This is a genomic window from Mesorhizobium sp. M0152 (assembly GCF_040322415.1).
In the GTDB taxonomy this organism is placed as follows: Bacteria; Pseudomonadota; Alphaproteobacteria; order Rhizobiales; family Rhizobiaceae; genus Mesorhizobium.
The window spans coordinates 1-14452 of sequence record NZ_JAMYTH010000004.1; the positions used below are offsets into that span (position 1 = coordinate 1).

The window sequence follows — 14452 nt, forward strand, 5'->3', positions numbered from 1 at the left end:
ATCTTCTTGTCGGAATCTTCCAGGGCGGCCAGCGCCGAACCCTTGACGATCGGAATGTCGTCGCCGGGGAACTCGTTCTTGGTCAGAAGCTCGCGAACCTCGAGCTCGACCAGTTCGAGCAGCTCGGCGTCGTCGACCTGGTCGACCTTGTTCAAGAACACCACGATCGACGGCACGCCGACCTGACGGGCGAGCAGGATGTGCTCGCGGGTCTGCGGCATCGGGCCGTCGGCGGCCGACACGACCAGGATCGCGCCGTCCATCTGCGCGGCGCCGGTGATCATGTTCTTCACATAGTCGGCGTGGCCGGGGCAGTCGACGTGGGCGTAGTGGCGGTTGGCCGTCTCGTATTCGACATGCGCCGTCGAGATCGTGATGCCGCGCGCCTTCTCTTCCGGCGCCGCATCAATCTGGTCATAGCGCTTGTATTCGCCAAAATACTTCGTGATCGCCGCCGTCAGCGACGTCTTGCCATGGTCAACGTGACCAATCGTGCCGATGTTCACATGAGGCTTGGTGCGCTCGAATTTACCTTTTGCCATGTGATGTCTCCAATCCTGCTCGCCCGTACGGGCCTTGAATTAAGTTACCGCCGCAACCCGTTGGTTACGCGTATTTCTTCTGCACTTCCTGGGCGACCGCGGTCGGCACAGGCTCATAATGATCGAACTGCATCGTGTAGGCCGCGCGGCCCTGGCTCATCGAGCGCAGGTTGTCGACGTACTTGAACATGTTGGCCAGCGGCACCATCGCGTTGATGACCACTGCCACGCCACGCGCTTCCTGGCCCTGGATCTGGCCGCGACGGCCGTTCAGGTCGCCAATCACGCTGCCGACGTAATCTTCCGGCGTCACCACCTCGACCTTCATGATCGGCTCGAGCAGCTGCACGCCAAGCTTGGGCGCTGCTTCACGGAAGCAAGCGCGGCCGGCGATTTCGAAGGCGAGCACCGAGGAGTCGACGTCGTGGTAGGCGCCGTCGATGAGCGTCGCCTTGACGCCGATCATCGGGAAGCCCGCGAACGGACCCGACGTCATGACGCTGTTGATGCCCTTCTCGACGCCAGGGATGTATTCCTTCGGAACGGCGCCGCCGACGATCTTGGTCTCGAACTCGAATTCGCTGCTGTCCGGGTTCGGCTCGAAGACGATCTTGACGCGGGCGAACTGACCGGTACCGCCGGTCTGCTTCTTGTGGGTGTAATCCTGCTCGTGCCTGCGGGTGATCGTCTCGCGATAGGCCACCTGCGGCGCGCCGACATTGGCCTCGACCTTGAACTCGCGACGCATGCGGTCGACGATGATGTCGAGGTGAAGCTCGCCCATGCCGGAAATGATCGTCTGGCCGCTTTCCTCGTCGGTCTTGACGCGGAACGACGGATCCTCGGCGGCCAGGCGGTGAAGGGCGAGGCCCATCTTTTCCTGGTCGTTCTTGGTCTTCGGCTCGATCGCGATCTGGATGACCGGATCGGGGAATTCCATGCGCTCGAGGATGACCGGATGCAGCGGATCGCTCAGCGTGTCGCCGGTGGTCGTGTCCTTGAGGCCAGCCAGGGCAACGATGTCGCCGGCAAAAGCCTCCTCGACGTCGGCGCGCGAGTTGGCATGCATCTGAAGCATGCGGCCGATGCGCTCTTTCTTGCCCTTGACGGTATTGTCGACCGAGATGCCCTTGGTGAGCCTGCCCGAATAGATGCGGGCAAAGGTCAGCGAACCGACGAACGGGTCGTTCATGATCTTGAAGGCGAGCATCGACAGCGGCTCGTTATCGTCGGCGTGACGCTCGATCTCGGCGTCGGTCTTGGCATCGACGCCCTTGATGGCGGGAACATCGGCTGGCGACGGCAGATATTCGACGACGGCGTCGAGCAGCGGCTGCACGCCCTTGTTCTTGAAGGCCGAGCCGCAGAACATCGGGTAGAACTTCACCGCGATGGTGCCCTTGCGGATCAGCGCGCGGATCTCGTCATTCGACGGCATCTTGCCTTCGAGGTAATTTTCGAGCGCCGTCTCGTCCATTTCGACGGCGGCTTCGATCATCTTCTCGCGGTATTCCTCGGCACGAGCCTTGAGGTCTTCCGGGATCTCGACGACGTCCCAGGCGGCGCCCAGCGTCTCGTCGCGCCAGACCAGCGCGTTCATCTCGACGAGATCCACAACGCCCTTGAACTCGGTCTCGGCGCCGATCGGAAGCTGCATGACGACGGCATGCGCGCCGAGGCGCGAACCGATCATCTCGACCGAGCGGTAGAAGTCAGCGCCGATCTTGTCCATCTTGTTGCAGAAGATCATGCGCGGCACGCGGTACTTGTCGGCCTGGCGCCAGACGGTTTCCGTCTGCGGCTCGACACCGGCGTTGGCGTCGAGCAGCGCAATGGCGCCGTCGAGGACGCGCAGCGAACGCTCGACTTCGATGGTGAAGTCGACGTGTCCGGGGGTGTCGATGATGTTGAAGCGGTGCATCTTGCCGTCACGAGCCTTCCAGAAGGTCGTGGTCGCGGCGGACGTGATGGTGATGCCGCGCTCCTGCTCCTGCTCCATCCAATCCATGGTGGCAGCGCCGTCGTGCACTTCGCCGATCTTGTGCGACTTGCCCGTGTAATAGAGGACGCGCTCGGTGGTCGTCGTCTTGCCGGCGTCAATATGCGCCATGATACCGAAATTGCGGTAGTCTTCGATTTTGTATTCGCGGGCCATCGTAGCTGCCTCTCAGTCTCGTTCGCGCTTTTACCAGCGGTAGTGCGCGAAGGCGCGGTTGGCTTCAGCCATCTTGTGGGTGTCTTCACGCTTCTTGACGGCCGTGCCGCGGTTGTTGGCCGCGTCCATCAGCTCGCCCGAAAGGCGGTCGACCATGGTCGTCTCGTTGCGGTTGCGGGCAGCCGCGATCAGCCAGCGGATGGCCAATGCCTGGCGGCGCTCTGGGCGCACGTCGACCGGAACCTGGTAGGTGGCACCACCGACGCGGCGCGAACGCACTTCCACATGCGGCGCGACATTGTCGAGCGCCTGATGGAAGACGGTGACCGGCTCCTGCTTGGTCTTCGACTGAACCTGGTCGAGAGCGCCGTAGACGATGGTCTCGGCAACCGACTTCTTGCCGTCATACATGACGGCGTTCATGAACTTGGTGACGATCAGATCGCCGAACTTCGGGTCCGGATTGATCTCACGCTTTTCTGCACTGTGACGACGGGACATTTTTTCTCTGCCTCAATTCTGCGTGGTGGCCTGGATCCCGGATACTTGTCCGGGATGACCTTCGCTACGCTTCGGTCACTTCGGACGCTTGGCGCCGTACTTCGAACGGCGCTGCTTGCGGTTCTTCACACCCTGCGTGTCGAGCACGCCACGGATGATGTGGTAACGGACGCCCGGAAGATCCTTGACGCGGCCGCCGCGGATCATGACCACGGAGTGCTCCTGAAGGTTGTGACCTTCGCCGGGGATGTAACCGATCACTTCAAAACCATTGGTCAGGCGGATCTTGGCCACCTTGCGCAGCGCCGAGTTCGGCTTCTTCGGCGTCGTGGTGTAGACGCGCGTGCAGACACCCCGCTTCTGCGGGTTCTGCTGCATGGCCGGGACCTTGTTGCGCTTCACCGGCGCAATGCGCGGCTTGCGGATCAGCTGGTTGACGGTAGGCATTAAACCCTCTTGTCTCTCAATTCCGTGTCTCGCCCGGTCAGGGCCGCTCAAAGCGTCATTTCCATACGCAAATTCGGGCCACAACCGCGCCTCGCGGTCTTGCCCGAACAAATCGCAGAGGAAGCGGAAGCCGCTTCATGCACGCCGGAAATGTCTTTTCGCTCGTAAAACGAACCCTGTTTGAAGCAAACTCCAAAGCGTGTCGCTTCGGACGGGAGAGCCTCACATCGGTTCTGACTGGCCGGCTTCTACTCGTAAGCCTGCGAACCGTCAACCCCGAAGCGGCAAATATTGCAATGAAGCCGGGGGTTGGCAGCCATGCGAAAACCGCATGTAATTTTCTTTCGCCATTTTGCAAGGGCGCGGCAGAAAGTGACCGGCTTTTGGCTGTCCCATGGCCCTGCTTCATGCGAAAAGGCCGCATGAGCAGACAAAGTGCCCTCGCCCGCATCCATTTGCCAGGAGGAATCGGCCGTGAACGACAATGAAGAACGTCCGGTCACCATCATCACCGGCCGGGTGTGGAAGCGGAAGGGCGGCAAAGTGGAAGGCGTCCACGTCATGCTGGTCGCCCCGGACGACGATTCGGCAGTGCGCCGGGCGCTCGAATCGCTTGCGGCGGAAGGTTACGCCGAAGCCGAGCTCGACCAGATCGGCGACATGGACGGCGTGCCCGACGACGAGCCGCACCTTTCGGCCTATCAGGGCGCGCTCGAAGGCGAAGTCTCGATCGTGACCTTCGACGAGCCGATCTGAAAACCTGGAGCCGATTCGGTCTTTCGAACCGGCGAATCGAATCCTCACGGGTGCCTTGAAAGCCGGGACCGACCGTTCCGCTTCGGCTTGCCCGCGACAAGTGTTCTGATAGAACGCTCACCATCATTCAACAGACGGAGCGGCCGTGTCCCAGCCTATCAACATCGGTATCGTCGGCGTCGGCAAGATCGTCCGCGACCAGCACTTGCCAGCCCTGGCGAAAGACCAGGGCTATCGCCTGATCGCCGCCGCCAGCCGGCATGGCAAGGTCGATGGCATTCCGAATTTTCCCACCATCGAATCCATGCTCGACGCGGTGCCGGAGCTTGAGGCCGTGTCGCTCTGCATGCCGCCGCAGTTCCGCTACGATGCAGCGCGGACAGCCCTGTTGGCGAAAAAGCATGTCTTCCTGGAAAAGCCGCCCGGCGCAACAGTCAGCGAGGTCGAGGACCTGAAGGCGATCGCCGCGAAAAACGGCGTCTCGCTGTTCGCCAGCTGGCATTCGCGCTACGCGCCGGCGGTCGAGGCCGCGCGCGCGTTCCTAGGTTCGGCCAAGATCAAGTCCGCCGCCATCAACTGGAAAGAAGATGTGCGCCGCTGGCATCCGAACCAGGAGTGGATCTGGGCTCCCGGCGGTTTTGGCGTCTTCGATCCCGGCATCAACGCGCTATCTATCGCGACGCACATCCTGCCGGCGATGTTCATCACCTCGGCCGAGCTCGATTTTCCCGAGAACCGCGCCGCGCCGGTCGCGGCCCATGTCACCTTCCGCACCTCGGGGGGATTGCCGGTGACGATGGAACTCGACTGGCTGCAGACCGGTCCGCAAAGCTGGGACATCCTGGCCGACACCGACAAGGGCGCCATGGTGCTGTCGGGCGGTGGCTCGAAGCTGGCCATCGACGGCCGCGTCGTCCATGACGAGCCGGAAGCGGAATACCCGATGCTTTACAGGCGTTTTTCCGAGATCGTGCGGGCCGGCGCCTCCGACGTCGATCTGGCGCCCCTCCAACATGTCGCCGACGCCTTCATGCTCGGCAAGCGCAATGTGGTGGAGGCGTTTTTCGACTGAAGTGACAGAGGCCGGGGGCGACCATCGCTGCGGGCTCTCGGATCACCTGGCAAGCGCCCGCGCTGCCCCTCATCGCCCTGCCGGGCACTTCTCCCCGTATAGTGACGGGGAGAAGGGGCTGGCCGCGAACTCGGCGCCTTTTCTGCACCGCTGGCGATTTGGCGAAATCATCCGCGAAAGTGTCCTTCTCCCCGTCGCTATACGGGGAGAAGATGCCGGCAGGCAGATGAGGGGCGGCGCAAACCATCAAACAAAAGAGCCGCCGGGTTGCCCCGACGGCCCTGTTGCCTGAGATTCCTAGAGCGATTCACGGGTGAACCGCTCTATTTTTTTGTTTTGTTGCCCTGGGGCCGCCGCGCTTACTGCGCGGCGGTTGTCATGTCGGCCAGCATCGGCTCGGCGACTTCCACACCGGAGGCCTTGCGGCGCTCGTCGATGATCAGTTCGTCGCGCGAGGTGGCGATGCGGCGGATCTGGCTCATCGTGCCGCCGGTACCGGCCGGGATGAGCCGGCCGACGATGACGTTTTCCTTCAAGCCCTGCAGCATGTCGGTCTTGCCGGCAACAGCCGCTTCCGTCAGCACCCTGGTCGTCTCCTGGAAGGAGGCGGCCGAGATGAAGGACGGCGTCTGCAGCGATGCCTTGGTGATGCCCAAGAGCACCGGCTGGCCTTCGGCCGGCTTCTTGCCGTCTTCGATCAGGCGCTCGTTGACCTCTTCCAACTCGATCACGTCGACGTGGTCGCCCGGAATGTAGGTCGAATCGCCCTGCGTGGTGATCTCGACCTTCTGCAGCATCTGGCGAACGATCACCTCGATGTGCTTGTCGTTGATCGACACGCCCTGCAGGCGATAGACCTCCTGGATTTCGTTGACGAGGTAGGAAGCAAGTGCCTCCACGCCCTTGATCGCCAGGATGTCGTGCGGCGCCGGATTGCCGTCGAGGATGTAGTCGCCCTTCTCGATGACGTCGCCGTCCTGGAGATGGAACGGCTTGCCCTTCGGGATCAGGTATTCGACCGGCTCAAGCGTCGAGTCATGCGGCTCGATGATGATGCGGCGCTTGTTCTTGTAGTCGCGGCCGAAGCGAATCGTGCCATCGATCTCGGCGATGATGGCGTGATCCTTCGGACGACGTGCCTCGAACAGTTCGGCAACACGCGGCAGACCGCCGGTGATGTCCTTGGTCTTGGCGCTTTCCATCGGGATACGCGCCAGCACGTCGCCGGGGCGAACCTGAGCACCCGGCTCGACCGAGAGAATGGCCTCGACCGAGAGCAGGAAGCGAGCGTCGCCGCCCTTCGACAGCTTGCCGACCTTGCCCTTGGCGTCCTGGATGGCAATTGCCGGCTTGAGGTCGTTTCCGCGTGGCGTCGAGCGCCAGTCGATGACCTCACGCTTGGTGATGCCGGTCGACTCGTCGGCGGTTTCCTGAACGGAAATGCCGTCGACCAGATCCTCGTACGACACCCTGCCCTCGATTTCGGTGAGGATCGGGCGGGTATAGGGATCCCACTCGGCGATACGCTGGCCGCGCTTCACCTTGTCGCCATCGTCCACGAAGATACGCGAACCATAGGTCAGACGGTGCGTGGCGCGCTCCTTGCCGGCCTCGTCGAGGATCAGCACCGCCATGTTGCGGCCCATGACCATCTGCTGGCCGTCCGAGTTGCGCACCACGTTGCGGTTGCGGATCTCGACCTTGCCCTCATACGAGGCTTCAAGGAACGAGCTGTCCACCACCTGCGCGGTACCGCCCATGTGGAAGGTACGCATGGTGAGCTGGGTGCCCGGCTCGCCGATCGACTGCGCCGCGATGACGCCGACGGCTTCGCCCTGGTTGACCGGGGTGCCGCGGGCCAGATCGCGTCCGTAGCAGACCGCGCAGACGCCGACCCTGACTTCGCAGGTCAGCGCCGAGCGGATGCGAACCGACTGGACGCCGGCCTTTTCGATCTTTTCGACGTCGCGCTCGTCCATCAGCGTTCCGGCCTTGACCAGAACCTCGCCCGACACCGGATGGGTGATGTCGTCGAGCGACGTACGGCCCAGCACGCGCTGGCCGACGGAAGCGACGACCTGGCCGGCATCGACGATCGGCTGCATGGTGAGGCCCTTGTCGGTGCCGCAATCCACGGAGTTGACGATGCAGTCCTGCGCCACGTCGACCAGACGACGGGTGAGGTAACCCGAGTTCGCCGTCTTCAAGGCGGTGTCGGCCAGACCCTTGCGGGCGCCGTGGGTCGAGTTGAAGTACTCGAGCACGGTCAGGCCTTCCTTGAAGTTCGAGATGATCGGCGTCTCGATGATTTCACCCGACGGCTTGGCCATCAGGCCACGCATGCCGGCGAGCTGGCGCATCTGAGTGGGCGAACCACGCGCACCCGAATGCGACATCATGTAGATCGAGTTCATCGGCTTCTGACGGCCATTGTCCTCGAACTCGACCGCCTTGATACGGGCCATCATCTCGTCGGCGACCTTTTCCGAGCACTTGGCCCAGGCGTCGACGACCTTGTTGTACTTCTCGCCCTGGGTGATCAGACCGTCATTGTACTGCTGCTCGTATTCCTTGGCCAAAGCCTCGGTTTCCGACACCAGCTTGATCTTGCTGTCCGGGATCAGCATGTCGTCCTTGCCGAACGAAATACCGGCACGGCAGGCATGAGCGAAGCCAAGCGCCATGATGCGATCGCAGAAAATGACCGTCTCCTTCTGACCGCAATGGCGGTAAACGGTGTCGATCATCTTGGAGATGTTCTTCTTGGTCATCTCCTGGTTGGCGGTCTCGTAAGGCACGTTGACGTTCTTCGGCAGAAGCTCGCCGATGATCATGCGGCCAGGAGTGGTGTCATGGATCTTCGACACCACCTTGCCTTCGGCATCGACCGTGCGGAAACGACCCTTGATCTTGGAGTGCAGCGTCACCGCCTTGGTCTCGAGCGCATGCTGGAGTTCGCCCATGTCGGCAAACACCATGCCTTCGCCCGGCTCGTTCTGGTTGACGATCGAGAGATAGTAGAGACCGAGAACCATGTCCTGCGACGGCACGATGATCGGCGCGCCGGAAGCCGGGTGCAGGATGTTGTTGGTCGACATCATCAGCACGCGGGCTTCGAGCTGCGCTTCCAGCGAGAGCGGCACGTGGACCGCCATCTGGTCACCGTCGAAGTCGGCGTTGAAGGCCGTGCAGACCAGCGGATGCAGCTGGATCGCCTTGCCTTCGATAAGGATCGGCTCGAACGCCTGGATGCCGAGGCGGTGCAGCGTCGGCGCGCGGTTCAGAAGCACCGGATGCTCGCGGATGACCTCGTCGAGGATATCCCAGACTTCCGGACGCTCCTTCTCGACCAGCTTCTTCGCCTGCTTGACGGTCGAGGAGTAACCCTTGGCGTCGAGACGGGCGTAGATGAAGGGCTTGAACAGTTCGAGCGCCATCTTCTTGGGCAGGCCGCACTGATGCAGCTTGAGCTCGGGACCGGTGACGATGACCGAGCGGCCGGAATAGTCGACGCGCTTGCCGAGCAGGTTCTGGCGGAACCGGCCCTGCTTGCCCTTGAGCATGTCGGACAGCGACTTCAGCGGACGCTTGTTGGCGCCGGTGATGACGCGGCCGCGACGGCCGTTGTCGAACAGCGCGTCGACGGCTTCCTGCAGCATGCGCTTTTCATTGCGCACGATGATGCCGGGGGCGCGCAGCTCGATCAGCCGCTTCAGACGGTTGTTGCGGTTGATGACGCGGCGATAGAGGTCGTTCAGATCCGACGTGGCGAAACGGCCGCCGTCCAGCGGGACCAGCGGGCGCAGGTCCGGCGGGATCACCGGGACCACCTTCATGATCATCCATTCCGGACGATTGCCGGACTCCATGAAGTTCTCGACGACCTTGAGCCGCTTCAGATACTTCTTCTGCTTCAGCTCGGACGTGGTCGAAGCCAGCTCCGAACGCAGGTCGCCGGCGATCTTTTCCAGGTCCATGCCGGCCAGAAGGTCATGAATGGCCTCGGCGCCGATCATGGCGGTGAAGCTGTCCTCGCCATATTCGTCGACGGCGATCATGTACTCTTCCTCGCTGAGCAGCTGGTGCTCCTTCAGCGCGGTGAGGCCAGGCTCGGTGACGATGTAGTTCTCGAAGTAGAGGACGCGCTCGATGTCCTTCAGGGTCATGTCGAGCAGCGTGCCGATGCGCGAGGGCAACGACTTCAGGAACCAGATATGGGCGACGGGCGCGGCGAGCTCGATGTGGCCCATGCGCTCGCGGCGAACGCGCGACAGCGTGACTTCGACGCCGCACTTCTCGCAGATGACGCCCTTGTACTTCATGCGCTTGTACTTGCCGCACAGGCATTCGTAGTCCTTGATCGGGCCAAAAATGCGCGCGCAGAACAGACCGTCACGCTCCGGCTTGAAGGTGCGGTAGTTGATGGTCTCCGGCTTCTTGATCTCGCCGAAGGACCAGGACAGAATCTTCTCAGGGCTGGCGAGCGATATCCGGATGGAATCGAACACCTGCGCAGGCGCCTGGGGATTGAAGAGATTCATGACCTCTTGGTTCATGCCGTTCTCCTTTCGGGGTCCTCGAAAACCCCTTGCATCTAGTCGCGGGCAGGATGCCCGCTGAGTGGTCGGCCCACCGGCCGAAGAATTTGGTGAGCGCGCCGCGGTTTCCGCGGCGCGCCGTTGCCTTACTCGGCCGCGTCGGGCAGCCGGATCGGGTTGTCGTCGAGCTTGGTGTTCTCAAGCTCGACATTGAGGCCGAGAGACCGCATTTCCTTGACGAGAACGTTGAAGCTCTCCGGAATGCCGGCCTCGAAGGTGTCGTCGCCACGGACGATCGCCTCGTAGACCTTGGTGCGGCCCGCGACGTCGTCCGACTTCACCGTCAGCATTTCCTGCAGCGTGTAGGCGGCGCCGTAGGCTTCCAGTGCCCAGACCTCCATCTCGCCGAAGCGCTGGCCACCGAACTGCGCCTTGCCGCCCAGCGGCTGCTGGGTGACGAGCGAGTACGGACCGATCGAACGCGCGTGGATCTTGTCGTCCACGAGATGGTGAAGCTTGAGCATGTAGATATAGCCCATCGTCACTTTGCGATCGAACGGCTCGCCCGTGCGTCCGTCATAGAGCTGCGACTGACCGCTGGTGTGCAGGCCCGCCTGCTCCAGCATGATGTTGATGTCAGCCTCGTGAGCGCCGTCGAACACCGGGGTCGCGATCGAGACGCCGCGGCGCATCTGCTCGCTGAGGCGAACGATGCTCTCGTCGTCATACTCGCGGACCGGCTCGTTGCGGTCGTTGGCAGGCATGAAGCTTTCCAACGTCTTGCGCAACGGCTTGATGTCGCCGGCTGCCTTGTAGGTGTCGATCAGCTCGCCGATCTTCCTGCCCATGCCCGCGCAAGCCCAGCCCAGATGCGTCTCCAGGATCTGGCCGACATTCATGCGGCTCGGCACACCCAGCGGGTTGAGCACGATATCGGCATGCGTGCCGTCCTCGAGGAAAGGCATGTCCTCGACCGGAACGATCCGCGACACGACACCCTTGTTGCCGTGACGGCCGGCCATCTTGTCGCCGGGCTGCATCTTACGCTTCACGGCCACGAAGACCTTGACCATCTTCATGACGCCCGGAGGCATCTCGTCGCCGCGCTGCACCTTCTCGACCTTGTCCATGAAACGCTGTTCGAGCGCCTTCTTGGAGTCGTCGTACTGGCCACGCAGGGCTTCCAGTTCGCTCTGGAGTTTTTCGTTCTCCACGGCGAACTGCCACCACTGCGAACGCGGATACTCGTCGAGCGTGTCCTTCGACAGCGTCGAGCCCTTCTTGAAGCCCTTCGGTCCGGCGATCGCTTCCTTGCCGACGAGCACGTCGGAAAGGCGCGCGTAGACGTTGCGATCCAGGATCGCCTGCTCGTCGTCGCGGTCCTTGGCGAGGCGTTCGATCTCCTCGCGCTCGATCGCCATGGCGCGCTCGTCCTTCTCCACACCGTGGCGATTGAACACGCGCACCTCGACGACCGTGCCGAAGGTGCCCGGAGGCATGCGCATCGAGGTGTCGCGCACGTCCGAAGCCTTTTCGCCGAAGATGGCGCGCAGAAGCTTTTCTTCCGGCGTCATCGGGCTTTCGCCCTTCGGCGTGATCTTGCCGACCAGGATGTCGCCCGGCTGAACTTCGGCACCGATATAGACGATGCCGGCTTCGTCGAGGTTCTTCAGCGCTTCTTCCGAGACGTTCGGAATGTCGCGCGTGATTTCCTCCGGACCGAGCTTGGTATCGCGCGCCATGACCTCGAACTCCTCGATGTGGATCGAGGTGAAGACGTCGTCGGCGACGATGCGCTCGGACAAGAGGATCGAGTCCTCGTAGTTGTAGCCGTTCCACGGCATGAACGCGACCAGCACGTTACGGCCGAGCGCCAGATCGCCGAGCTCCGTCGACGGACCGTCGGCAATGATGTCGCCCTTGTTGACCAGGTCGCCCATACGCACCAGCGGACGCTGGTTGATGCAGGTGTTCTGGTTCGAACGCTGGAACTTCATCAGCCGGTAGATATCGACGCCGGACTTGCCCGGATCGAGATCCTCGGTGGCGCGGATAACGATACGCGTCGCGTCCACCTGGTCGACGATGCCGCCGCGGCGGGCGCCGATGGCGGCGCCCGAGTCACGAGCGACGATCGGCTCCATGCCGGTGCCGACGAACGGCGCCTCGGCGCGCACCAGCGGCACGGCCTGGCGCTGCATGTTCGAGCCCATCAGCGCGCGGTTGGCGTCGTCGTTCTCGAGGAACGGGATCAGGGCCGCGGCCACCGACACCATCTGCTTGGGCGAAACGTCCATCAGGTCGACGTTTTCGCGCGGCGCCATCATCACTTCGCCGGCACTGCGGCAAATGACGAACTCGTCGACGAAACCGCCATTCTTGTCGAGCTCGGCGTTGGCCTGCGCGACATGGTGCTTGGCTTCTTCCATCGCCGAGAGATAGACGACGTCATTGGTCAGCTTGCCGTCGACGATCTTGCGGTACGGGCTCTCGATGAAGCCGTACTTGTTGACGCGCGCGAAGGTCGCCAGCGAGTTGATCAGACCGATATTCGGGCCTTCCGGCGTCTCGATCGGGCAGATGCGGCCGTAATGCGTCGGGTGCACGTCGCGCACCTCGAAGCCGGCGCGCTCGCGGGTCAGACCGCCTGGTCCAAGCGCCGACAGGCGGCGCTTGTGGGTGATCTCCGACAGCGGGTTGGTCTGATCCATGAACTGCGACAGCTGCGAGGAACCGAAGAACTCGCGCACGGCCGCGGCCGCCGGCTTGGCGTTGATCAGGTCCTGCGGCATGACAGTGTCGATCTCGATCGAGGACATACGCTCCTTGATCGCGCGCTCCATGCGCAGCAGGCCGACGCGGTACTGGTTTTCCATCAGCTCGCCGACAGAACGCACGCGGCGGTTGCCGAGATTGTCGATGTCGTCGATCTCGCCCTTGCCGTCGCGCAGTTCGACCAGCGTCTTGACCACGGCCAGGATGTCGTCCTTGCGCAGCACGCGCACGGTGTCCTCGGCCTTGAGCTCCAGGCGCATGTTCATCTTGACGCGGCCGACGGCCGACAGATCGTAGCGCTCGCTGTCGAAGAACAGCGAGTTGAACATGGCTTCGGCGGTCTCGAGCGTCGGCGGCTCGCCGGGGCGCATGACACGGTAGATGTCGAACAGCGCGTCCTGGCGGCTCTCGTTCTTGTCGACGTTGAGCGTATTGCGGATGTAGGCGCCGACATTGACGTGGTCGATGTCGAGAACCTTGATCTCGTTTTCGCCGGTGCCAAGCAGAACCTTCAGCGTCTTCTCGTCGATCTCGTCGCCGGCTTCGAGGAAGATCTCGCCGGTGGCGTAATTGACGATGTCCTCGGCGAGGTAGTTGCCGAGCAGATCCTCGTCGGTCGCCTTGATCGCCTTGAGACCCTTCTCGCCGAGCTGACGTGCCTGGCGGGCGGTGATCTTCTTGCCCGCCTCGACGACGATCTCGCCGGTGTCGGCATCGACCAGGTCGCCGACTGCCTTGAGGCCGCGGAAACGATCGACGTTGAAGGGAATGCGCCAGTGGTCGCCGGCGCGCTTGTAGATGATCTTGTTGTAGAAGGTCGACAGGATCTCTTCGCCGTCCATGCCGAGCGCCATCAAGAGCGACGTCACCGGAATCTTGCGGCGACGGTCGATGCGGGCGTGCACGACGTCCTTGGAATCGAACTCGATGTCGAGCCAGGAGCCGCGATAGGGAATGACGCGCGCGGCAAACAGAAGCTTGCCCGACGAGTGCGATTTACCCTTGTCGTGGTCGAAGAAGACGCCTGGCGAACGGTGCATCTGCGAGACGATGACGCGCTCGGTGCCGTTGACGATGAAGGTGCCGTTCAAGGTCATGAGCGGCATGTCGCCCATGTAGACGTCCTGCTCCTTGATGTCCTTGATCGACTTGGCGCCGGTGTCCTCGTCGATATCGAACACGATGAGGCGCAGCGTCACCTTCAGCGGCGCGGCATAGGTCAGGTCGCGCTGACGGCATTCGTCAACGTCGAATTTCGGTCCTTCGAACTCGTACTTCACGAACTCCAGCATCGAGGAGCCGGAAAAGTCGGAGATCGGGAAGACCGACTTGAAAACAGCCTGCAGTCCCTCGTCCGGACGCCCGCCCTTGGGCTCGTCCACCATAAGGAACTGGTCATAGGACGCCTTCTGAACCTCGATGAGGTTCGGCATCTCCGCAACTTCCGGGATCTTTCCGAAGAACTTGCGTACGCGTCTGCGGCCATTGAAAGTCTGGGTCTGGGCCATCGTCGCTCCTTAGCTCTAAACTCGGGGCCGAGCCTCGCCGTGGCTCGCCTTGCATTCCGAGCCGCCTTGGCGGCGGCTCTTTGTCTGTTCTCCGGCAGCCGCTCGGCGGCCGGCTAAAACGGGAGAAAACCCGTTTCCTGAAGGCCGTTTCGCGGCCC

The 14452-nt window shown here is 62.6% G+C and carries 8 protein-coding genes; 2 read left to right on the top strand and 6 right to left on the bottom strand.

Annotated features, from left to right (window positions below; translation table 11 throughout):
- The 4 genes from NKJ26_RS05380 to rpsL form a co-directional block, all read right to left on the bottom strand.
- The coding region (locus NKJ26_RS05380) for a GTP-binding protein (RefSeq protein WP_352694296.1) at positions 1–542 on the bottom strand (542 nt) is incomplete at its 3' end.
- Positions 543–606: 64 nt separating this feature from the next.
- Positions 607–2697, bottom strand: a complete 2091-nt coding sequence (gene fusA, locus NKJ26_RS05385) for an elongation factor G (protein ID WP_352694298.1) — start codon at positions 2695–2697, stop codon at positions 607–609.
- A 30-nt stretch (positions 2698–2727) separates the two neighbouring features.
- Positions 2728–3198 (bottom strand): 30S ribosomal protein S7, encoded by a 471-nt coding sequence (rpsG, locus tag NKJ26_RS05390; protein ID WP_008875664.1) that lies wholly within the window; start codon positions 3196–3198, stop codon positions 2728–2730.
- Between the two features lie 75 nt (positions 3199–3273).
- Positions 3274–3645 carry a 30S ribosomal protein S12 gene (gene rpsL, locus NKJ26_RS05395; RefSeq protein WP_006333356.1) on the bottom strand — a complete coding sequence of 124 codons (372 nt, stop codon included), beginning with the start codon at positions 3643–3645 and terminating at the stop codon, positions 3274–3276.
- A gap of 474 nt (positions 3646–4119) precedes the next feature.
- On the opposite strand from rpsL, the gene NKJ26_RS05400 reads away from it, so the two are divergent.
- Together NKJ26_RS05400 and NKJ26_RS05405 are read left to right on the top strand one after the other, a co-directional pair.
- The gene (locus NKJ26_RS05400; protein WP_027027747.1) at positions 4120–4401 is read left to right on the top strand and encodes a hypothetical protein; all 282 of its coding nucleotides are present in this window, start codon (positions 4120–4122) and stop codon (positions 4399–4401) included.
- 145 nt (positions 4402–4546) lie between these two features.
- Positions 4547–5473, top strand: a complete 927-nt coding sequence (locus NKJ26_RS05405) for a Gfo/Idh/MocA family protein (protein WP_352694301.1) — start codon at positions 4547–4549, stop codon at positions 5471–5473.
- Positions 5474–5832: 359 nt separating this feature from the next.
- Here NKJ26_RS05405 and rpoC read toward each other — a convergent pair whose 3' ends face one another.
- Together rpoC and rpoB are read right to left on the bottom strand one after the other, a co-directional pair.
- The gene (rpoC, locus tag NKJ26_RS05410) at positions 5833–10029 is read right to left on the bottom strand and encodes a DNA-directed RNA polymerase subunit beta' (RefSeq protein WP_352601823.1); all 4197 of its coding nucleotides are present in this window, start codon (positions 10027–10029) and stop codon (positions 5833–5835) included.
- Between the two features lie 128 nt (positions 10030–10157).
- On the bottom strand, positions 10158–14294 hold the full coding sequence (gene rpoB / locus NKJ26_RS05415; RefSeq protein WP_352694303.1) for a DNA-directed RNA polymerase subunit beta: 4137 nt from the start codon (positions 14292–14294) through the stop codon (positions 10158–10160).
- Between the last annotated feature and the right edge of the window lie 158 nt (positions 14295–14452).